The sequence below is a fragment of the Arthrobacter sp. PvP023 genome (assembly GCF_017832975.1).
Classification (GTDB): domain Bacteria; phylum Actinomycetota; class Actinomycetes; order Actinomycetales; family Micrococcaceae; genus Arthrobacter.
In genome coordinates this window covers 4,512,076-4,532,792 of the sequence record NZ_JAFIBI010000001.1, presented here as the reverse complement: position 1 = coordinate 4,532,792, position 20,717 = coordinate 4,512,076, and the positions used below count along the sequence as shown (strand labels likewise).

Sequence of the window (20,717 nt, the reverse complement as noted above, 5' to 3'; positions counted from 1 at the left end):
ACCCTGGCGGAACCCCCTCAGCCGGGGATGGGAAGGGCCTCCACCCGAGACGTACGCTTCGAGCATGAACGCAGTTGCCCAGCTGTTCGCCCTGCTTGAGGCCCTGATCTATATCGCGGTGTTTCCGCTTGAGGCCTTCTTCCTGCGCCGCCCAGCAGTGCAAAAGTTCCTGAGCACCCCGGCCGAAAACGTCCCCGCCGTCATGATGTGGGCTATTCCTGTGGGCTTCCGGAACCTTCTCATAGCCTTGGGGGTCATTGCGGGCCTGGTGTTCCTGAATACCGGGAGCGAAGTGGTCGGCCGGACGCTGGTCACTTACTGCTGCGCCTACATGGTCCTGGGCGGGGCCACCATGGCCCTGGCCGATGCCTTGGGGCACTACCCGAAGAAGGGGGACAGCATTCCCGGAACGCTCGCGGCTACTGTGCCCGCCCTGATTGCGCTGGTCGCCTCGGCGTTCTGAACAGAATCGTTCTGAACAGAATCTGGTGAGGCGTTCGGCGCATAACGAAGGTCCGCCTATGGGGGACAGACGGACCTTCGCAACTCAAACGCTACAACTTTCTAAAATAGCTATCGAGTGGACGAGCCCCGGGTCCTTGGCGGCCGCGCATCGTCCCTTGCGGTGCCCGGAATCGGCGGCGTAGGCTCCCTGCTATCAGGCCATCCGGCGGGAGGATCCATGGACGGCTATGCCGAGCTACGGGCGTTCCGGACCACCCACCCGTACCGATCGCTGAGTGTCGGCGGCGTCGAATGGAAGTACATCTCTGGACCGGTACCGCCCGGCGCGGAGGAAGCCGGGCCTGCACTTCTCGTCCTGGGCGGGGGCTTCTCATTCGGCGAGTCTGCGTTCCGCACGATCACGAATTTCGAACCCCGCTTCCGGGTAATCGCCCCCTCGTATCCCGCGGTGCGGACTATGGCCGACCTCCTGACCGGAATCGCGGCCATTCTCGACGCCGAAGGCATCCCGTCCGCGAACGTTTTCGGCCACTCCCTTGGTGCCGGCGTCGCCCATGCCTTTGCCCGCCGTTATCCGCAGCGGGTGGACAAGCTCGTCTTTTCCGGGTTCGGCCTCTACACCCGTGGCCACACGCGTTTGGTGGGGGCCTTCGTCCGCCTGTTCTCCGTGTTGCCCCAGGCAGCCCTCGCCGCTTTCTACCGTCCTAGGATCGCGCGGCTTCTCGAAGGTGCCGAAGAGGACGAGCGTGCTTTCCTCGGCGCCTATACGGAAGACCTCTTCGCAGCACACACCAAGGAATCGGCCCTCGCGCGGCTGGCAGTGCTCCTGGATCTGGCGGCGCACCCGGATACCTATGCCGCCGCATCGAGCTTCGAGCGTCCAGAGGACGTGCTGCTGATTGCTGCGTCCGACGACCGCGGGTTCACACCACGCGAACGCGAAGCCTTGCTGGCCACCTATCCCGGTGCCAGGGCCCACGTTTTCGGACAGGGCGGCCACTGGGCGGCGGTCACCCACCCGACCGAATACGACGCCGTCGTCGGCCGCTTCCTCGAAGGCCGTCCTCCGCCCCCTAGAAGAAGGGAAAGCGTCACCGCGCCGCCGCCCCGCCGCGCGTCCCACCGCCGCGGGGAAGAAAGGCCCACCGCTTCGGCTCTGGACGCCAAACTTGCCGCTTTCCGTGCCCGCCACCGGTACCGCACGCTCGACGTCGGCGGCTTGCGCTGGCGCTACCTCGCCGGCGGCTCGGGGGACCAGGTGCTACTTCTGCCCTCCGGCGGAACCAGGATGCCGGACATGTACCTGCTGCTGATCGAGGCGCTGGAACGGGACTTCCGTGTCCTTGCGCCGGCCTATCCCGCCGGCGCCGGAATCGCCGGGCTGGCGGACGGACTGGCAGCGATCCTCGACGCCGAGGGGGTCAAACAGGCGGATGTGCTGGGCTCGTCTTTCGGCGGGTTTGTGGCGCAGGTCTTCGCCCGCCGGCATCCCGAACGCGTGCGCCGCCTCGTGCTGGCGAACACCGGGGGCCCGGCCGCGGCCCCGCTCCCGGTGCTCCCGCTCCTTATCCGCTTCCTCGCCGTGCTTCCGGAAGACGCCGTGCGTTTCCTGACCGGCTGGAATTGGCGCCGCTGGTTTGTCCCGGGCGCGAATGACGACCCGAAGTTTTGGGACGCGCTGCTGGGGGACATCCTCAGCCGGCTGGGCAAGGAGGACCTGCTGTCCGCGCTGCGGGAGATGAACGACTTTGCGCATCTGCCGGCCGAGGCGGTGCAGGGGGTGCCCGCCTCCGGCACACCGCCGGCGCCGGTGCTGCTGATCGAATCCGAGCGGGACGAAGCATTCCCACCCCGGGCGCGTGCGGCCCTCCGCGCGCTCTATCCAGCGGCCGAGGTCCGGCTTTTCGCGGGCGCGGGCCACGGGGTCATGGCAACGCGGACCGCGGAGTACGTCGGGGCAGTGCGGGAGTTCCTCCGCAGGCCCTGACCTTCGCCGGCAGCTACCGCCAGCCGTTGGCCGTCAGCCTGTCCGTACTGACATGTGAGTAGCGGAAATTCAGCGTGTCTGCCGTGCGCGTTCCCACCAGATAGCCGCGGAGTATCGTCCCGCCGGAGTATTCAGCCCAGACAATAAGCCAACACACTCTCCTCCCTACTTTCAATCTATGGCACACCAGGGGGCTTGCCACAAGGCCCGGGAGGCGGCGCAGAATTGAGAGCCAAAGTGGGGGACCTGCGTTTCGTCCCCCACGTGCCCAGCCCGGAAAGGAGCTGATGACGTGCCCCTGACCACCAGTGCATTCAACCTCCCCAGCCATCTGGCGCCCAAGACGGACCCGGCGCTGATCGCCGGCGATGAGCGGCAGTTCGCGGCCATCGCCGAGAGCTTGGAACAGTCCATCGCCGACCTGGCCGGCCGTCTGGACGCCGCGCGGAAGGCACCCGGCCGCCTGGGCCAGGAGGCGATGGAGCGGGACGTGGAAGTCCGTCGGCTGACCTCGCGCCTGCGCGCCCTGCGCCGCTTCGGTCTGGACCTGTGCCTTGGCCGCATCGTCACCGCGGATAACCACGAGCCCGTGTACATCGGGCGGCTCGGCCTGACGGACAGCGGGGGCCGCAGGCTGCTTGTCGACTGGCGTTCGCCTGCCGCTGAGCCGTTCTTTGGCGCGACCTACGCCAACCCGATGGGCCTGGCGGGCCGACGCCGATATCGGTGGACCCGGGGCCGGATCAGCGACTACTGGGACGAAGCGTTCACGCCGGACGGGCTCGAAGGACACGCAGCCCTCGAGGACCTGTCCGCCTTCATCGCCAGCCTGGGGAGCAGCCGGTCTGCCCGGATGCAAGACGTTCTCGGCACGATCCAGGCAGACCAGGACGCCATCATCCGGGCGTCGTCCCGCGGCGCCCTGGTTGTCGAGGGCGGTCCGGGCACGGGCAAAACCGTCGTTGCCCTGCACCGCTCCGCCTACCTCCTGTACTCCGACCCGCGCATTGGCCGCCGGGGGAGCCACCGGCAGAGCAGCGTCCTGTTTATCGGTCCGCACCGGCCCTACCTGGCTTATGTCGCCGATGTTCTTCCCAGCCTTGGCGAGGAGGGCGTGCAGACCTGCACCCTGCGGGACCTCATCCCCGAGGGCGCCGCAGCAGGGATCGAGACCGACCCGAACGTTGCCCGCCTCAAGTCGTCGGCGGACATGGTGAAAGCGATCGAGCGTGCCGTCAGGTTCTATGAGGAGCCGCCCGCGCAGGGAATGGAGGTTGAAACGCCGTGGGCCGACGTCTGGCTCAGCGCTGAGGAATGGGCCGAGGCGTTCGAGTCGCCCGCCCCGGGCACAGCGCACAACGAGGCACGCGACGAAGTCTGGGAGGAGATACTCAAGATCCTCTCAGACAAGCACGACGACGGCGACGACGTCCCGGAGGACGTGCCCCGCAGGGCGCTTGCGCAGAACGCGGAGTTGGTCCAAGCCTTCAGCAGGGCATGGCCGCTGCTCCGGTACACCGACCTTGTTGGCGACCTCTGGACGGTACCCGCCTACCTGCGCCTGTGCGCACCCTGGCTGAGCCCGGACGAGGTCAGGATGTTGCGGCGCCAGGACCCCAAGGCCTGGACCGTGTCCGACGTGCCGCTCCTGGACGCGGCCCGGCAACGGCTCGGCGACCCCGGGACGTCACGGCGCAAGCGTCAGCAGGACGCCGCCCTGGCCGCAGAGCGTGAGCTCATGGACCGGGTGGTTGACGACCTGGTCGCCGCGGACGATTCCGAACTGCTGGTGATGTCGATGCTGCGCGGGCAGGATATGCAGGACAAACTGGCCGATGTGGACGCGCTGCCGGGCACCGACCCCGACCTGCTCGCCGGCCCGTTCGCCCACATCGTCGTCGACGAAGCGCAGGAGCTGACCGACGCGGAGTGGCAGATGCTGCTGCTCCGCTGCCCGTCCCGGAGTTTCACCGTCGTCGGAGACCGCGCCCAGGCCAGGCACGGCTTCACGGAATCCTGGCAGGAACGGCTCCGCCGGGTCGGAATGACCGACGTGAACCTGGCCACCCTCAGCATCAACTACCGGACGCCGGAGGAGGTCATGACGGAAGCCGAACCAGTCATCCGGGCCGTGATCCCTGACGCCAGCGTGCCCACGTCCATCCGCAGCAGCGGCATCCCAGTGGTCCACGGATCCGCGTCGGAGCTGGGCTCGATCCTCGACAGCTGGGTCGCCGCGCATGCCGACGGGGTTGCCTGTGTCATCGGCCCGAGCGACACCGGGAGTTCTACCCGGGCGACCGCACGCGTCCGGTCGCTGACCCCGGAGCTGTCGAAGGGACTGGAGTTTGACCTGGTGGTCCTCATCGACCCGGAGGCGTTTGGCGCGGGCATCGAAGGAGCCGTGGACCGCTACGTCGCGATGACCCGCGCGACGAGGCAACTCGTCATCCTCACAACTTCCGACGCCGGCCCGGGAGGGTGACTCTCGCCCTGCGATCGATGTGCTCCGGACACCCGCGCGCCCGCGGAGGTTTGGCCCTTGTCTTGGATAGTTCCATGCCCCATCCTTGGCCTAAACGGGGAGCCGCGGAAGGGGAACGGAATGCCCAGCATCGACTTGGAACGCGTCAGGAGGCCGGCGGCTGCGGCCCTCGTCTCGGCTGGCGTGTGGCTGGTCGGCATCAGCCCGGTGCCGGGCGTGTACCTCGAGCAGGACTCCGTTCGACGGCTCGAGATGCTCCGCAGAGGGAAGCGTTCATGGGTCCTCGGGCAGCACATCGCCGCGGCAGGCACCGCGGCCGTGCCTGCCGCCTTCGCGCGGGTGGCTCTTGCCCTTCCCCCCGGAAGGTCAAGGGTCTTTGCGGCCGCCGCCGCCGTCGCGCTCGCCGCGGGGGCGCCGTTGTTCGTGTCCCAGCTCGCCATGCGCGCTTCGGATCTTGAGCGCTTCGCCGCGCACGGCCTTCCCGGGTGGCCGTTCCTTGCCTACTCGTGGCTGCACGTGGCCGCCCTGGGTTCACTTTCCGGTACCTTGGCTTCCCTGCCCGGCAGGGGGAAGGAAGCCACCGCCGTAGGCCTCGCCGCACTCGGCTCCGGCGCCGTCCTGGCAAGGACCGGTGACATCCCGCCCTTCGTGTTCTACGTTTCAGAACAGCTCGCTGCCGCGAGCCTCCTACGCCGGGTTGATTAGGGCAGCCCGGTCATCCGTCCGGCGGGCCAGCTGGCGAGGGCGTTGAGCGCGTCTTCGGAGGGTGTCCCTGGGTCTGCTGTGTAGACGTTGATGCGCACTCCCGGGTCTGCGGGCAGTTCAAGCGCTTCGAAGCTCAAGTCAAGATCCCCCACGACCGGGTGGTGGAGCCGCTTCCGGCCGGCGCGGTGGTACTTCACATCGTGCCGTGCCCACCGGGTCCGGAACTCTTCGCTTCGGGTCGAGAGTTCACCGATCAGGTCCGTGAGGTCCTTGTCGTACGGGTTTTTGCCGGCGGTGGACCGCAGGACAGCGACGATGTCATCCGCCGCGCGTTCCCAGTCGGCGAAGAAGTCCCGCGCCTTCGGGTTCAGGAAGGTGGGCCGTTTCGGCCTCGTCTGGCGTAATCCTTGCGCGGCGGGACGTCAGGAACCTCCGAACCTCCTCACTGTGTGTCATGGCTTTCACGCTGCGCCTTCGCCCCGGGACGAGGGAGGGACTGGCGTTACCCGGAACGGTGAAAGAACTGTCAACCGATTGACTGGAGGCGTACTCTGGACGGAATTCACCTCAAGACAAGCCGGAATGGAAGGGCGGGCACGGGTATGAGCCTTAAGGACGAGTGGGACCGTCTCGATTCCGAGACCCGGACCTGGCTTCTGGAAAATCCCGGATGCCTGGTCGTGCCCCGTACTGTGTCGGCCAAAATCAGCAAAGGCGCCCACGAAGCCATTGAGCACGATCAACACGGGCAGATTGTACTTTCGCGAGACGACCACGATTTCATCCGGGGGAAGGCAGAAGCCGCTGGAACAATCCGCGTCCCCGCGACGGAATTTCAGTTCTTCGACACAGCAGCTGTGCCCGTTGTCAGGAGAGCGCCGTCCGGAAGGCATGCCGCAATGTCACCGGAGGAAGTTCAGCAGGACCAGCCAAGTGCGGGCATAGAAGAACGCGGTGACTAACCATGGCAGGGCCTCAGCGCCAGAATTCGGTGAGCTGCTCGGCAAGGGCTCTGCCTTGGCCGTAACCAGCTCGCCGTCGATATATCGGGTGTCTCCGCATCTGGTCGGCCACCGGCCCAATGGGAACGCGTCCACCGTCGGACCTGGCCGGACCAGTCCGTTGTGGGAGCACAGCAGCAAGAACGGCGGCGAGTAGCTCGGCCGGGGTCGCGCCAGCTATCTGGGCCGCCGCCGTCGAGCCTGCTGACGTCCCAATGGTGAGGTCGGCTGTGGTGACGTCCAGCCCCGTGTTGAACAGGCCGGCGATGACGCCGATCACCCACGCATTGCCTGTCGATCCGCCACCACCCAGGACCAGCGCTCGCTTACCCGCGGCGCTCATCCGTCTTGCGGTTGTGTCCATGGGAGTCGCCTTTCGGGGATTGCCTGTCGGCGCTCCCGGCGACGACTACCTCAGTCGCGCGGTGGTGGAATGCAGGGGAGCGCCCACCTGGATACTGCGTTCATGGCTCTCACCTCCTGCCGATTGACCGGAAAGCTATCAGGCAGCCGACGCTGTGTGCAACGGGACCGCCTGGGCCGAAAGCAGTTGCGGCTAGCTCGCCGGGTCATACCCGAACTCGCGGAGTTCTTGCGAGCAACGGCAGGCCACCGCGATCTTCCTTGCCCACTCGACCGCGTCGTCGCGCGTCGGGAGCTCCAACACGGTGAACCCGCCCTTGAGTTCGGAGCCTGGATAGATCTCGGGGCTCACCGACCCGTCAGCGGAGACCAGCACGGGATCGACTTCCTCGTCGATCCCACCGCCGAATACGTAGACGCCCGCAGCCTTCGCATCCTCGATCACAGCGTGGGATTCTGCGACGACGATCGGGAACTCCTCGGCGGTTAGCACCATGGCTTTGCTCGGGAAAGAGATGAGGTATTTGGTCATGTCTCGATGGTGCCCTGCGGGAGGCCCGGACAGCAACGGTTTTGGATAGTTAATGGCACACTTCCGCCCCGTCCACCCACGCCCAGAAAACTGGAAGGATCGGGGAGAGCGGGCCGGTCCGGGTGTCAGTCTTTCTTCAGTTTCTCGGCGAGCATTACGAGGATTCCGCTGGGACCGCGGAGGTACGTGAGTTTGTATTCGTCGCGGTAGGTCGCCACGCCGCGTAGCGGACGGCATCCGTGCTTCGCAGCTATCTCAAGGGCTTTGTCTATGTCGTCGACCGAGAAGGCCACGCGGTGCATGCCGATGTCGTTGGGACGAGTTGGGTTCGACTCGATCGCTTTGGGGTGGATGTATTCGAAGAGCTCAAGTTGACCATGACCGTCGGGGGTCTGCAGCATCGCAATCTTGGCGTGGTTGCCATCCAGCCCGACGGCAGTATCGGTCCACTCGCCGCTGACCGTGTCGCGCCCGACGACCGTGAGCCCAAGGTCGGTGAAAAAGGCGATTGTTGCTTCGAGGTCGCGAACGGCGATACCAACGTTCTCAAGTTTGATGGCCATGCGTTGAAGCTACCAAAGCGGACTGATTAGCTCCAGAGGCGAGCCTGGACTCGACTGAACAAGGAAGCACCATTTCCCAGTGGAACAGGCCCGCGATAGCCACTGGAATCGCCACCGTCCTCTCGACGATTATTGCAACCCTGATTTAGAGGAAATCGGCAGTTGACGTTCTTTTGATGCCACCCATTCCGCACGCTCTTCGCCGCTTTGGGATCACGACGCTATCGGAACGCGTGTGACTTGCCTTTCGGCGAACGGACCGTAGACTCAGCCCATGTCAGGTCGTGGGGGAACGAGACTAGTCCGTAGTGCTGCGGCGACAGTCCTGAGCATGCTGCTGGCAGGTGTCCTGGCAGCCTGCACCTATGAGGATGTCGGCGATCCGACGGCAACCGCGGAACGCAGCAGTCGCCCCGCTCCTTCCGTCCCAACGAAGGGTCCGGAGATACTGGATGCCGAAACGCGCAACTACGCCGAACTGGAGAAGAGCCTCGCAGTGGCCCAAGGCTCCGTGCTCCTTGAAGACTCCGGCCCTGCCGACGGACCAGGGGTTGGTTTCAGCAAGACCGTAAAAGTGCAGACCGCTGGCCGGTACACCGTCACGGCGGCTTGCGTGGGTATTCCGGACGCGCAGGTGTTCCTCTCCCGCCCCGGGTCAAAGGAGCTGTTGTCGCTCGATCTTGATTGCTCAGGCGCCTTGTCGCAGGTTGTTGAGTTGCAGGAGGGATACGTCGCCGCAATGCTGATGCGACACGACCCGACGGGTCCTTGGACTGGGGCCGTCGCCGGCGTAAGAATTACCGACGGATAAAAAGGCGCCGCGAGTCACAGGAGCCACCAATCCAGGGGATTGCTTCGCAAATCTCGAGGCCGCTTGTAGCCTCGGCACATGGCGGATCCTGAAGCCCATCAGCGATGGCAGCCCACGATGACTCGCGGTGCCTTCCGCTTCAACGAGCCCACAGCGGCCAAGAACGAGCGGTTCGAGGGAACGGAACCCCTTGTGGAACAGCGTCAATCAACCCAGTGCACAGGCCGGGCCCCCGGTTGCAGCCGTTCCGTCCGTCACCGCAGCGCGCGTAGGTACCGCCTCCGAACAAGCCGCTGTGCAATCAGGAGGAGCGGGAAGAGTCGCCGCCATGGCTGTCGTGATGCCGCTCGCGTGAGCGAGCGAACGGTGAGGTGCACTTCCTCGCCACGACGGTGAACGAAAAACGCTTCCTCTCCATCGACGGGGTGCCCAGGCATGGTGCGGTACGAAAACCCGGATCTCCCGGGTTCTTGGACCACGTCGATGACTTGGACTGGTTCGACGACGGTGAGGCCACCCAGGCGCGCAGTTACGACGACCCGGTCGCCCGGCGATACAGGGCCCGGGGGGTCTACGAGAAACCCACTCGCGGTTTTTATCTTCCAGAGGAGCACTTCCTGAGCGACACGCTGCCAAACCACGTCGCCGCTCCCGACGAAAGCCGTCACTTCTGAACGGCGGTAATTGTGGTCGCTGAGAGTCCACTGGTCAAGATGCGGGCTCGTCATGCGTCACCTCTTGGAAATCCTGAGTAGCATCAGCCTTCCAGCTTTGCCGGGCAGCAATGATTCCGTCGCGCGTCGCCGCACGGATAACCCCATACAGGACATAAAAGAAAATGGCCATAAATACGGCAGCCACGACAATATCCATAGTTCTTCCCCCAAAGATTCGCTTGTCCGAAGACATCGCAAGCCTACTGCAGGTGCAAATGCTCACCTTCAGCGAGTCATGGAACGAGAACCCCGACCGACCGAAAAATGCGCACTTCAGCACATATCGCCCATAGCGGCCAAGAATGGGCGTTCGGAGGATTGAAACGCCAACGGGGAAGCCACGACCAACGGGAAGATAGTGATTCACGCCTGGGCGGTCTGGTTTCAGTTCCAACTCTGAGCTTATCTGTAGATGGTTACGCTTCCTGTCCTCGGCAGAGACGGCCACTCGGCCGTCAGATCGTAGTACTGGGTTGCCATTCGGGACTTCAGGGGTGCCACGACAAATGTCTACGGGGTATTTAGTCCGAGTTCTCCGATGGCCGAAGGCTCCAGCGTGCCAGGGTTGAGATGCACGTACAGATCCTCGGCGTCTCCGGTCGAGAACTCAGCCAGTTCCAGTTCCACCTTCGAGGGAGTTACCGTCAGGGTGACAGTGCCGCGCGTCATGGCTGCCTGTGACACGAATTTTCCCTCAAATACCTGCGGCTGGCCGCTCTCCGGTGCGGGAGTGGAGGTTGAGGTGGGGTCGACAGGACTGTCGGTTGCCGAGTCCTCCGGTGCACCGGTGTAGGAACATCCGGTGAGGCCTGCGACAAGGGTGGCAGTCAGCATTGTTTTGATCATTTTCATGTTCCCCCCAAGGAACGAGTATGGATGCGACACCCAGCCAGGCGAGCATGGAGTTGTAGGTGCGGACCTCTTGTGAGTACCCACAAATCGAGGCTTAGGCCTCTTTCGCCTCCATCAGCGAAGTAGCAGTGGCGCCAGCGACGACGAGAAATCCAGCAGACAGAATTCCAACAAGCTTTCGTATTTTAATGCAAACTCCCCCATTATTTACAAGCTTGTCAATTTTGCTAACAGTCAACCGGATAGAATAAGTCCATGACTACTTCTAACAAGTCATTGCCGACTCGCCAGCGCCGCATCCAGAGAGCACTAGGTCTGATATTTTGCATCTCGATCGTGGGCTTACTGGCTTCAATCTTCCTTACCGGCCGCAACCCGCTCTTCCCAGGGATGTCCGGTCCGTTGCTGGTGCTGCTCTTCTTCCTGGCCGCAGCAGGAAGCGCTACCGGACTAGCAGTCACCAGGTCTCGACGGGCTGCCATGGAAAACGCAGACAAGAGATAAGTCCGAAAGGCTTGCTGCAGCGAGCTGGGGCCCACCGGAACCGAGCCGGTCAGTCGTGCCCCACACCTAATGAAACGGGCGCTTGAATATCCTTTTGAATTCATTGATGCTATGGACATCCCTGCCCAGTCAAGCCCCTTGTCCGCGCTGATAGTTTGGTCATTTTAGTTCCAGCCTCTTTCCAGAGAATCCCCGAAGTGTCGCAAGACCATTGACCGTACTAGAGCGGTGATCGCTGTCGCCGCCGGAAGCCTCGCGATTGCGGTGCCCGCGACGGCATCGCAAAACCCTGGGGATACGCGGCACTGAGGTTGTGAGACCCCGGGATGGAGCTGTCCCGTAAGGGAATCGTGAGCCGAAACCCTGGCTGGACACGACCAGCGCGCACGGGAAGCTGATCTTCGACATGTTCCCGTCTCTGGCAGAGTACGAACGCTCCCGATTGTCCGAACGCACGAGGGCAGGGTTAGCGGCCGCGAAAGCCATGGGACGACTCGGCGGACGTCCGCCGGCGATGACCCGGCGACGAAACTTGCGGCAGCCAGGGACCTGCGGCGTCAGGGAAAGAAACTGCAGGAGATCGCGGAGACTCTCAGCGTGAGCATGTCCACCCTCACCAGGCCGCTCGGGCCGCGAACAGGCAAGCCGGCGCCTGAGTCCCAATCTCTGGTTCAGAACGTTGCGTAAGTCGGTTCCGCCAGCGGCCAGTGCGACGTCGGTCTTGGAACGCTCAGCGGGACGCGGAGGAAGATATCAGCCGGTAGTCGGCTCCTCATCGTTGGCGACAGCCTCGATCCAATCCACAGCCTCGTCGGAAAGCTGGGGACCGTCTGCTGATTCGCCAGCCCACCACCCAGAATCGGTCGCGCCGCCCGTAGCCGCCATGATGTCGGCGATGACATGCGGCGGCAGCGGCTCGCCGTTGTGCTCAATGAGCCAGCCGCGTGTTTCCGCATCGACCAGAGGCCACCACTCGAGGATCTTCATCAACGCAGTGTTGCACCGAAAAAGTCGTGCGTACAGATTCCGCCGTGGGACGAGCTCCGGGCTAGACGCCGGTTAACGAGCGCAGCTTCCACGTCAGCGATGCCCCAGTGGCGTCACGCTGGGGATCGTGAGCCGAACCCTTACCGGGCGGAGGATCGGCCTTCCACCATCAGCGGCCGAAAAGGGCCAGGAACGAAGTGGCTATCATCGGTGACATGGATATGCCTCTGAGCAAGGGAACCGTGAAGACTTGGTACCGCGAGGAAGGGTGGGGTTCTATACAAATTGAGGGAGTGGCCGCAGAATGCTTCGCCCATTTTTCGAGCATCGTTCAGAGGGAGAATGAGTTTCTTGAGCTTGTCCCCGGCGAGGACGTAATGGTCAGCTGGCATGAGGCGCAGCAGGATGAATTCTCCATCGTTGCCGACCGCGTGGAGCGTCCCTAGCCAACCCTGAACGGACCTGCCTTAGAGGTGCCGCAGGTACCTTTCAGGTGAGTCCAGGAATGATCGCCAGTTGGAAACCAAATCGAGGTCCGACCATTCCTGCTGCCGAAGTCCCCAGGGGCCGACTTCGAGAATCTGTGCGCCGGGAAGTGCTGCAAGAACTGGGGAGTGTGTGGACATGATGACTTGCGAGGAGCCTTCGGCAAGAAGATCCTTTAGGACCGCCAGGAGGCTGAGGCATCCTGCGAAGGACAGGGCGGATTCCGGTTCATCGAGCACCCACAATCCGCGTCCCCGGAAGCGATCCACTGCCAGTTCCAAGAACGATTCTCCGTGTGACATGTCGTGGAACGAGATGTCCGGACCCGAGGTGCTCGGGTTTTTCTCGAGGTAGGTGAAGAAGCCGTGCATGGTTTCAGCCCGCAGGAAGTAGCCGCGTCTTGTCGCGCCGGCGTTTCGGACAAGCTGCAGGTGATCGGCGAGTACGGATTCGGTAGACCTGGTGCTGTGGCGGGCCCCTGTAGATCCGCCTTCAGGAGACAAACCATAAGCCAGCGCGATGGCTTCCACGAGAGTGGATTTTCCCGACCCATTTTCGCCTACGAAGATAGTGGCAGGAGTCAGGTCGAGCCCCTGGTCTAGAACCTGGGCGACAGGAGGCAGGACACCAGGCCACCGACCGCGGTCGAGAACGTGGGCCGGGTCTTCGGCCAGCCGTCTGATCGGAAAGTTACGCGCGTGCATGCCCCATTCTTACAGGCACCTCTCGCTGTCTTCCCCCACCCCAGGGGCCGAACCCTCACCGGGACACATCCGCCGAAATTATGCCCACGGCTAGGATCAGGGCACAACGGGTTGCAGCCGGCCCAAAATTGGGGGAGATATGAAGATGGTCATTCTTGCTATAACCGCGTGGCTCCTGACTGGCGTGATCGCTTTGCTGGGTGTGAGCGCCGGCTCCACCATCTGGTTCTACATGGAACCAGTAGTCGATACAGTGCCCGATCCGGCAAGCTACTATGTCGCCGCCGCAGCCGGATTCCTGGCCCTGTTCCTGAGCTTGTTAGTAAGTGTCGGCGTGACTGTCCACGCAGCCCGCTGCAACGCCAGCGGAAAATCCTGATCCATCTGACTACCATCACCGCTGACCGTTCGAATCGGGAATCCCCATGCGGTACAAGGGTGGTCAGGAGAGACGGGGGTTGGAGCGCTCATACGGCGACTAGGCTGACGCCATGGAATCCTTGCCCGATGCTGCCCCTGGTGAATGGCTCAAGCCATTGATGGATACCGTGTGGCATGACATGCACGCTGTCGTGCCACGGGGCTACCCCGCCTACGCCAGGATCTTCCATCAGGTGACGCGGGATCGCCCGCAGGACACCGGCACGTGGCACGGACATCCCCGGACGGACGTCTTCCCCCTCGACGAGGAACAGGTCCGCTGGTCTGTCGTGGCGGGTGCGTTCGGGACCAAGATGCACCCATTAGCCCAATTCCACCGCCTCCTTGGGCAAGCACCGAGCCGGCAGGAAATACTGGACAGCGAGGGCTGGCGTTACTCGGAACCCCTAACCGGCAACCTCGCACCGGACATACTGGCAGCAGTGGCTGCCCGCCTCTGTGAACACACCTCCACGCCTGCCAAGGGCGTGTCCGCCATATGGGAAGGATGGGGAGGCCTAACAAGTTCCATCGGCTATGCCCAGCTCACTTTTTCAAATGACTGGACTCCCCTGGAAAAAACTTCCGATTCTGCCGCGTTGGACACCGGACCTGGTTCGGGCCTTCTACCGGCAGAGGTGGTCAACGGAGAAACACTGAACTTGCCGGGGCGCGCCTACTACCTTTTCAATGCTGCGCCACAGTTTTACCGTCACCCCGGGTGGGTGAATCAAGCGCCCTGGCACCATTCCCCGCAATTCCCGCAGTCACCGAGCATCCTGTGGCCGGCGGACAGAAGCTGGGTCGTGGTGACGGAAATAGACTTCGACTCCACGGTGGTCGCCGGCAGCCATGAACTCGTATCGGCACTAGTGCGGGACCCCGCCATCGAAGCGCTGCCCGTGAACGAGGAAGCAGACCTGACATGGGACGCCGACGTTCCTAACCGTCCCGGGCAGTAGCCAAGCCTTTCACTTCAAGGCCCCGCCATGGTGCAGGCACCGTAGCAACTAAATCCGGAGTCCGCCCACCGCAGCCATCCCGAATGGGGATCCTTCACCGGGCACTCGAACCCCGTAGGAAAGTAAGCCGTGCGCCCGCCGGCATGATCATTGTCCTGCAGGCGGGCTGATCCGTCAGGCGCGTTCTACTGGGAGCCACAATTCGCAGCTCGCTGTGCTGAAGTCGGCGGCGCGATCAAGGACTGCCACGATCGAGGGGCCCGGGCGCAGTCGCCACGGGTTGGACGGGAACCAATCGGTGGCAGTGGAGGCCCAGACGGACTGCAGAACCGCCGGGTACGCCCCTTCGGCGTGGAACACCGCCCAGATGCCCGCGGGGACCTCGATCGCGTCGAGCTCCTCGGGCACCGTTGTAGTTTCGGTGACGGCGACGCCATGGAGGTAGGTCAGCTCGCTGCCCTCCGTGTAGTCCGGGTCGACGTCGGCGCTCACCTGGAGCAGGCCAGCGGGGTCTGTGTTGTTCAATTCCTTGAGCCGGGCGTGCTCTGCTGCTGGTAGTGAGGCGATGTGCGCCTGGATGTGCGGGTTTGGGCCGTGGTAGATAAGCGGCACGCGGGCCGAATGGCCGATGAGTCGGAATGCCGGCCGATCTGCGATGCGAGTGTCCATTGTGGTGTTCCCTTCTACGGTCAGGCGGAACCTGAGCTGCGGCTGCGTGCGAAGGGGGCCTCCGTCCCGGCGCACGTCGCCGGGGCCGACGCCATGCACTGATCGGAATGCCCGACTGAAAGCCTCGGTCGAGCCGTAGCCATACCGCACCGCGATTGCCAGCAGCTCGCCCTTTTCGAGAACGTCCGTTGCAGCCACCGTCATGCGGCGCCTGCGGACGTACTCGGAGAGCGGCATACCGGCCAGCGATGAGAACATTCGGCGGAGGTGGTACTCCGTTGTGCCGAGACTGACCGCCAAGTCATCAATGTCGATCTCCTCAGTGAGGTGACCGTCGATGAAATCGACGAGTTGATTGAGCGCTGAGATCACGGTTCCCCCTTCGCCTACAAGCCTGCCCGTCTGGTTCACCTCGCACCCTACTATTGCGGTCCGATTCGATCGCCGCTCACCTTGCATACCGCCCGTAAGCCGGTCGATCACCGTGCCCAGGAAACGTGCCGCAGGTCCCGTGCAGTTACTGGCCCAGGCCATGTACGTAAGACCCACACGGTCAAATGCACGGTGACGGGGGATTACTGCAACCCTGTTCCTCATGACTGGAATGAAGATCGGTTATGCCAGGGTCTCGACAAACAACCAGGACCTAACCGCCCAACAAAACGCTCTCCTTGCCCTAGGCGTTGAAGAGAAGCAGATCTTCGTTGATCACGGACTGACGGGATCTAACCGGGTGCGCCCTGGACTCCGTGAAGCGATGGCGGCATGCCGGGCCGGCGATACGCTCGTGGTGACCAAGCTCGACCGGCTGGCGCTCTCTTTCCGATGCCCGGGATATAGCCGATGAGCTGACGGCCAAGGGTGTTGTGCTTAGTCTCGGCGGCAGCACCCACGATCCGACTGACCCCGTAGGACGGCTGCTGTTCAACGTCCTGGGAATGGTGGCAGAGTTTGAGGCGGATCCAATCCGGGCGCGCACCCGCGAGGGCATGTCGGTCGCCAAAGGGAAGGGGCGGCTGAAGGGCAAGCAGCCAAAATTGTCCAAGACGCAGCGGGATCATCTCCTGACACTGCACGACGCCGGCGAGCACACGCAGGCCGAACTGGCCGAACTGTTCCGGGTCTCACGGACGACTGTTTACCGCGAGCTCCAAAGGCGCATCATGTGAGGTTTCGTTGCGGCGCCCCCTGCTGGGAGTGCCACTTAGCGCTGCAAGAAGACGGCCCGCCACCAGCAAGCCGGTGCTGAACGCGCGAGCACCACAACGTAGCCCGGAAACCACGCGCTGTCTGAAGAATCCGGTTTCCGGCCCTCGCCCAGCTAGCGCCCAGGTCTACTGCACGGACCTCACTTCGCTCGGACTGTAAAAGCATTTTTCTATTTTTGCTGCTGTCCTGCGGATCGTACGTGTCCGCTCCACCGGCTCAACCGTCCTGCGGACGGCTGCGCAGCCGATGCCTTGTGTCGGCGCTGCGCTTATTTCCTCCCACAACCCATCCGCTGCTTGCCCTTCGGGTTGCCCCGGCTCCGTCGGGCACAGCTACGCGCTGCTCCGCCAGCAGGCAAACATCCCGGGGGAGAGGGGGAGCTGGCCGGTCACCACAGCCGCCCCCGCCCACCGGATCCTCAGCAAAGGACGAGAGAAACCATGAACGATCGCATTGCACGCGCAGCCCTGACCCGACTCTTCGAACCCGGCGACCATGTCGGCCGGGCCCTCGTGGGCAGGCTCGGCGCGTACGCCGCGTTGAGGCTTGCCACCGGCGCCCAGCCCGTCCACGCCATCCCTGAAGCCACGGTCGAAGAACTGTCAGAAGCGTTGAGACGATGGGCTCCACGGGTTCCGGAGGTCGACCCGGAGAAGGACCTGGCCACCATCGAACACCTCGGCGGCGGGTTCCTCGACCCAGGAGATGAGCACTGGCCTGAAGGCTTGAACGACCTGCCCGACGCCCCGTACGGGCTTTGGTACCGGGGCAACATCGACAACGGCATCCCAGCGCCTTCGAAGTGTGTGGCCCTGACCGGATCCCGGGACTCGACCAGCTACGGCGCCTCCGTTACAGGGGATATGGCATACGGGTTGGCCCAACGTGGAATCTGCGTGATCTCCGGGCTGGCCTACGGCATCGATGCGCACGCGCACCGGGCCGCGTTGGCCGGGAGCCAGGGAGAAGGACCGGCGACCCTTGCGGTACTGGCCGGAGGCCTTGACCGTGACTACCCGTCAGGGAACGCTGACCTCGCGGCCGCGATCCGCGGCAACGGGCTGACGCTCTCAGAGCTCCCGCCCGGTTCCGCCCCGACCCGGCACCGCTTTTTGCAGAGGAACCGCATCATCGCCGCCCTCGCCGGGGTCACCTGTGTCGTGGAAGCTCGCTGGCGCTCAGGGGCGCTGAACACTGCACACCACGCCGAAACCATTGCCCGGCATGTCGCGGCCGTCCCCGGGAGCGTGCACAGCGCCAACTCGGCAGGATGCCACCGGCTCCTGAAAGAAGGCGCGGCGGTGCTGGTGTCCGATGCGGCCGAACTGGTCGAACTCCTCGCAGGCTAGTCGCTTCAGGTGGCCGTCCCATTGCCGGGGCGGTCACCGCTGGCGGTCCGCCGTTGTGGCCGGCTTGCGCTGTGGGTCGGCTGCGGCGGACCGCCGTTCGCACACTGAGTGCCGGGCGACCGGGGCGCGCGGGGCGCCGAAGCCAGGGAAGCCGAAAGAAGACCCGGGGTGCTGATGGAGGGTTCGCAGGACTCACTAGGAAAGGGCGTCCGCTGGCGCGGCCGGCTGCGGGTCCAGCGCCGGCTCCGCCGCCCCCGGCCCTGTCTTATTGAAGACGATGCTCCTATAGCTGTCAAACCTATTCGTTCTGTTCGAAGTCCTCTGGACCATGCTCCGCGACGGTACTAGCTATACGCCGACAAAATTCCGGACTGGACCTTCGGCTGCCGGTTTGGCGCCGCGCAGGATCGGCCCCGGTCGCCATGGCGCATCCGCAGGACGGCATGGGCTTGTCAATTCTAGTAACGGAGTAATTACAAAATTTCTAATGCGAAGGAAAATCCATCGATTAGGCATATGGTCGAGGTTCGATTCATTACTCATGGGGGAGAAAGATGTATCAGAGCCGAATCAGAAGAGCGAGCATTGTTCTGGCCACATGCGCTGCGCTACTGCTGGGAGGAAGCGGCGCCAACGCAGTCCCACAACGCGCCGCTAGTAACGCAACTTCGCAAGAGTCCAGGATCACAAACGCTGATCCGAAAAGTGATGCAATCGTGCGAGCGGTTGACGAAGCATTTCGAGGCGAAAACAGTAGGTTGGAAGCGTTGTTGAACGGGCCTCAGTCGGCGGCTGTTCAGCAGGAGTTGAGACGTCGCCTCGAAGCGCGGGGCGACTTCCAGAGGGTAGAGGTGCCTGGACCAACTGAGGGTTCAGATCTGACTCTGATGGCAACAGGCGAGTACGATAACTACTGCACCGCGTACAACGGTGTGACGATGGGGTGGTACGGAAAAGAGATTCTCGCCTGCCACGGCTGGCTGGATTCATACATTTCCGGACGGCATGTCGCCCACTATAGCCCCGACTTGATTCCCCGGGGATACCCTGTTTCGGTCGGCTGTGCATATGCTGCGATCGGAGTGATTGTGTCTCTTACCATGCCCGTGGGCTCCATTGGATGGGCTGCTTATGGCAGTGGCGTGCTGTATGCAGGAGGTGGCATTGTTATCTCCTGTGGATAAGAAAATCGAGCCGACTCCCTGGTCTGTCATTTTGATTACTCAACTTCTGGGAGTAGTCGGTCTGGGCGCGTTGCTGATTCGTCTTCAAGCCGAGTGGTACGACTTCCTATTGGTCGGGTTATTCCTCGTCTACGAGGTCCTTGTGATTCGCTCGCTTGTGCGCCGGGCCTCGTCGTCAGCCTCGCCAACGAATAACCGCTTGTAACCATCGGGCACCACTTCTGGAGGCCGGACTGAAGCTGCAGTCCGGCCTCCAACTGCATCTCGTTTGTGCCGAGTTCCTGCTAAATCTCATCCCAAGCACCGATGTCATAGGCGTCGGACCGCCGGGGCAGCTCATTGGTCGATACGACCTTTCTGGCCTTGACGTTTTGGCATGCCGGCAGCGCCGGCACTGTGAGGCCGGCGCAAAGGCTTGCTGTTCAGCAGTGTCCCTAAGACACCAGGCTTCCTTCGACTTCACTGCCAGCTTCCCTGGCGTGTAGATGGGCTGCCGTTTGCTGGCTGAGCCATTGGCGGTAGGTCGCGGCCAGGTCGTCATTTCGGATGTGTCCGCGTTCCAGGCGCGAAATGATTGACACCCATTGGCCGAGTTCGCCGGCTACGGTCGTGATGGTGAGCCCGAGTTCGGTCCGCATGCGTCGGAGGTCTGAGTTGTTAGGTGCTGGCCGGGGGTTGGTGATCTGGCGGTAGATTTCGCGGGCTGCGTAGCGTTTGAGGCAGCGCATGATTTCGCGTTTGCTCTTGCCCTCGGTCGTGCGTTTGGCCACGTAATCCTTGGTTCGTTGGCATGAGGCCATGCGGACCAGGACTACCTGATGCAGGGCATTGTTGGCGTTGCGGTCGCCGCCTCGGCTGAGCCGGTGGCGGGTTGTCTTGCCTGATGAGGCTGGTACGGGTGCGACTCCGACGAGCGAGGCGAATTGGGCTTCGTTTCCCAGCCGGTCCGGGTTGTCCCCGAAGGTGATCAACAGCTGGCTGGCTACTTCGGTACCGACTCCTGGGAGATCGCAGAGCATCGGGGCGTAGCTGTCCAGGATTTCCTTGAGTGCCGCGTCGGCAGCCTCGATTTCTGCTCCCAGCGCCTTGCAGCGGGCTGCCAATGCCTTGAGCGTCAGCAGGGTCACGTACTCGGGGTCAGCCATGTGTCCTGAGGGCCTGTTTCGCTGCTGGGCAGTAATGAGCGCGGAGGTGGCCAGTGCCCGGTATTTCGCCCGGATTTTGTCCGGTGCCGATACGGGGAGGGCCTTGATTTGGTTGATGGCCGCGGTGCGGGCCTTGATGGCTGATGTGCGCCCGGAACGTAGGATCCGCAGGCATTCAACGGGGCCGTCTTTGGCCTTTGGGATCGCCTTCGTCCGTCCCTCGAGTACGGACTTGGCGGCCTGGTAGGCATCCAGCGGGTCGGACTTTCCCTTGAGTCGGCGGGCGGCCCGGTTCGGGCGGTTGACCTCCAGCACGGTGATCCCTTCACCCCGGAGAGTCCTGGCGAGCTCGGCGCCGTAGGATCCTGTTCCTTCGACCCCGACGGCGATGACTGTGCCGTAGGAGGTGATGAAGTCGATGATTTTCCGGTATCCGGATCCCACGGCTAGGAATTCCCTGTCCGCGAGGGGTTTGCCGTGTTCGTTGATGACGGCTACGTGGTGTGTGTCGGCGTGGGTGTCGATACCCGCGATGATTTTTGTTGGTTCGCTTGCCACGATGGAAATTGCCCCTCAGTCGAGTTCGATACTGATCGGGCGCGGGCCAGGTGGGCAGAC

Annotated in this window: 22 protein-coding genes and 2 pseudogenes; 13 read left to right on the top strand and 11 right to left on the bottom strand. The window is 63.4% G+C overall.

What is annotated here, in order from left to right; translation table 11 throughout:
* The first annotated feature begins 64 nt into the window (after positions 1 to 64).
* The 4 genes from JOE31_RS20580 (at position 65) to JOE31_RS20565 (ending at position 5,642) form a co-directional block, all read left to right on the top strand.
* Positions 65 to 463, top strand: coding sequence for a DUF1304 domain-containing protein (locus tag JOE31_RS20580; protein ID WP_209747747.1), 399 nt, complete (start codon positions 65 to 67; stop codon positions 461 to 463).
* Positions 464 to 580: 117 nt separating this feature from the next.
* Entirely contained in the window at positions 581 to 2,452 is a 1,872-nt protein-coding gene (locus JOE31_RS20575) for an alpha/beta fold hydrolase (protein WP_209747746.1), read from the top strand.
* 292 nt (positions 2,453 to 2,744) lie between these two features.
* Positions 2,745 to 4,937: an RNA polymerase recycling motor ATPase HelR gene (gene helR / locus JOE31_RS20570; protein WP_209747744.1), complete on the top strand. Its 2,193-nt coding sequence runs from the start codon at positions 2,745 to 2,747 to the stop codon at positions 4,935 to 4,937.
* Positions 4,938 to 5,057: 120 nt separating this feature from the next.
* A complete protein-coding gene (locus tag JOE31_RS20565; protein ID WP_209747742.1) occupies positions 5,058 to 5,642 on the top strand; it encodes a hypothetical protein in 585 nt (194 codons plus the stop codon).
* On the opposite strand, the pseudogene JOE31_RS20560 reads toward JOE31_RS20565, so the two are convergent.
* A pseudogene (locus JOE31_RS20560) lies at positions 5,639 to 6,025 on the bottom strand (transcriptional regulator); the annotation flags it as partial. The gene JOE31_RS20565 and the pseudogene JOE31_RS20560 sit on opposite strands and share 4 nt — an antisense overlap.
* A gap of 219 nt (positions 6,026 to 6,244) precedes the next feature.
* Here JOE31_RS20560 and JOE31_RS20555 point away from each other — a divergent pair.
* Positions 6,245 to 6,604 carry a hypothetical protein gene (locus tag JOE31_RS20555; protein WP_209747740.1) on the top strand — a complete coding sequence of 120 codons (360 nt, stop codon included), beginning with the start codon at positions 6,245 to 6,247 and terminating at the stop codon, positions 6,602 to 6,604.
* A 13-nt stretch (positions 6,605 to 6,617) separates the two neighbouring features.
* Here JOE31_RS20555 and JOE31_RS21995 read toward each other — a convergent pair whose 3' ends face one another.
* The 3 genes from JOE31_RS21995 to JOE31_RS20540 form a co-directional block, all read right to left on the bottom strand.
* Positions 6,618 to 7,007 (bottom strand): patatin-like phospholipase family protein, encoded by a 390-nt coding sequence (locus JOE31_RS21995; protein ID WP_374100872.1) that lies wholly within the window; start codon positions 7,005 to 7,007, stop codon positions 6,618 to 6,620.
* A gap of 192 nt (positions 7,008 to 7,199) precedes the next feature.
* Positions 7,200 to 7,538 (bottom strand): YciI family protein, encoded by a 339-nt coding sequence (locus JOE31_RS20545; RefSeq protein WP_209747739.1) that lies wholly within the window; start codon positions 7,536 to 7,538, stop codon positions 7,200 to 7,202.
* A gap of 125 nt (positions 7,539 to 7,663) precedes the next feature.
* Entirely contained in the window at positions 7,664 to 8,101 is a 438-nt protein-coding gene (locus JOE31_RS20540; protein WP_209747737.1) for a VOC family protein, read from the bottom strand.
* Positions 8,102 to 8,432: 331 nt separating this feature from the next.
* Between JOE31_RS20540 and JOE31_RS20535 the strand changes: the two genes are divergently transcribed.
* Entirely contained in the window at positions 8,433 to 8,912 is a 480-nt protein-coding gene (locus tag JOE31_RS20535) for a hypothetical protein (RefSeq protein ID WP_245199282.1), read from the top strand.
* Between the two features lie 254 nt (positions 8,913 to 9,166).
* Here the strand turns inward: JOE31_RS20535 and JOE31_RS20530 are convergent, their stop codons facing one another.
* The 3 genes from JOE31_RS20530 to JOE31_RS20520 form a co-directional block, all read right to left on the bottom strand.
* A complete protein-coding gene (locus JOE31_RS20530; protein ID WP_209747733.1) occupies positions 9,167 to 9,640 on the bottom strand; it encodes a DUF1990 family protein in 474 nt (157 codons plus the stop codon).
* The gene (locus tag JOE31_RS20525; RefSeq protein ID WP_209747731.1) at positions 9,621 to 9,785 is read right to left on the bottom strand and encodes a hypothetical protein; all 165 of its coding nucleotides are present in this window, start codon (positions 9,783 to 9,785) and stop codon (positions 9,621 to 9,623) included. Before JOE31_RS20525 ends, JOE31_RS20530 begins: the two co-directional genes overlap by 20 nt.
* Positions 9,786 to 10,138: 353 nt before the next feature.
* Positions 10,139 to 10,474 (bottom strand): hypothetical protein, encoded by a 336-nt coding sequence (locus JOE31_RS20520; protein WP_209747729.1) that lies wholly within the window; start codon positions 10,472 to 10,474, stop codon positions 10,139 to 10,141.
* 261 nt (positions 10,475 to 10,735) lie between these two features.
* Here JOE31_RS20520 and JOE31_RS20515 point away from each other — a divergent pair, with 261 nt between their 5' ends.
* Complete coding sequence (locus JOE31_RS20515; RefSeq protein WP_209747727.1) at positions 10,736 to 10,984, top strand: hypothetical protein; 249 nt, start codon at positions 10,736 to 10,738, stop codon at positions 10,982 to 10,984.
* 406 nt (positions 10,985 to 11,390) lie between these two features.
* Complete coding sequence (locus tag JOE31_RS21990; protein ID WP_374100871.1) at positions 11,391 to 11,585, top strand: recombinase family protein; 195 nt, start codon at positions 11,391 to 11,393, stop codon at positions 11,583 to 11,585.
* Positions 11,586 to 11,737: 152 nt separating this feature from the next.
* Here the strand turns inward: JOE31_RS21990 and JOE31_RS20505 are convergent, their stop codons facing one another.
* A complete protein-coding gene (locus tag JOE31_RS20505; RefSeq protein WP_209747725.1) occupies positions 11,738 to 11,971 on the bottom strand; it encodes a hypothetical protein in 234 nt (77 codons plus the stop codon).
* Between the two features lie 197 nt (positions 11,972 to 12,168).
* Here JOE31_RS20505 and JOE31_RS20500 point away from each other — a divergent pair, with 197 nt between their 5' ends.
* Positions 12,169 to 12,417 carry a cold shock domain-containing protein gene (locus JOE31_RS20500; RefSeq protein ID WP_209747723.1) on the top strand — a complete coding sequence of 83 codons (249 nt, stop codon included), beginning with the start codon at positions 12,169 to 12,171 and terminating at the stop codon, positions 12,415 to 12,417.
* 21 nt (positions 12,418 to 12,438) lie between these two features.
* Here JOE31_RS20500 and JOE31_RS20495 read toward each other — a convergent pair whose 3' ends face one another.
* Entirely contained in the window at positions 12,439 to 13,161 is a 723-nt protein-coding gene (locus JOE31_RS20495) for an AAA family ATPase (protein ID WP_209747721.1), read from the bottom strand.
* A gap of 139 nt (positions 13,162 to 13,300) precedes the next feature.
* On the opposite strand from JOE31_RS20495, the gene JOE31_RS20490 reads away from it, so the two are divergent.
* Both JOE31_RS20490 and JOE31_RS20485 read left to right on the top strand, forming a co-directional pair.
* A complete protein-coding gene (locus JOE31_RS20490) occupies positions 13,301 to 13,540 on the top strand; it encodes a hypothetical protein (RefSeq protein WP_209747719.1) in 240 nt (79 codons plus the stop codon).
* A gap of 112 nt (positions 13,541 to 13,652) precedes the next feature.
* On the top strand, positions 13,653 to 14,543 hold the full coding sequence (locus tag JOE31_RS20485) for a hypothetical protein (RefSeq protein WP_209747718.1): 891 nt from the start codon (positions 13,653 to 13,655) through the stop codon (positions 14,541 to 14,543).
* A 174-nt stretch (positions 14,544 to 14,717) separates the two neighbouring features.
* On the opposite strand, the gene JOE31_RS20480 is transcribed toward JOE31_RS20485, so the two are convergent.
* Entirely contained in the window at positions 14,718 to 15,584 is an 867-nt protein-coding gene (locus JOE31_RS20480; RefSeq protein ID WP_209747716.1) for an AraC family transcriptional regulator, read from the bottom strand.
* Between the two features lie 223 nt (positions 15,585 to 15,807).
* On the opposite strand from JOE31_RS20480, the pseudogene JOE31_RS20475 reads away from it, so the two are divergent.
* Both JOE31_RS20475 and dprA read left to right on the top strand, forming a co-directional pair.
* Positions 15,808 to 16,381, top strand: a pseudogene (locus JOE31_RS20475) (recombinase family protein).
* Positions 16,382 to 16,861: 480 nt separating this feature from the next.
* Positions 16,862 to 17,770: a DNA-processing protein DprA gene (dprA, locus tag JOE31_RS20470; RefSeq protein WP_209747714.1), complete on the top strand. Its 909-nt coding sequence runs from the start codon at positions 16,862 to 16,864 to the stop codon at positions 17,768 to 17,770.
* 1,618 nt (positions 17,771 to 19,388) lie between these two features.
* Here the strand turns inward: dprA and JOE31_RS20465 are convergent.
* Positions 19,389 to 20,657, bottom strand: a complete 1,269-nt coding sequence (locus JOE31_RS20465; RefSeq protein WP_209747712.1) for an IS110 family transposase — start codon at positions 20,655 to 20,657, stop codon at positions 19,389 to 19,391.
* Positions 20,658 to 20,717 lie beyond the last annotated feature (60 nt).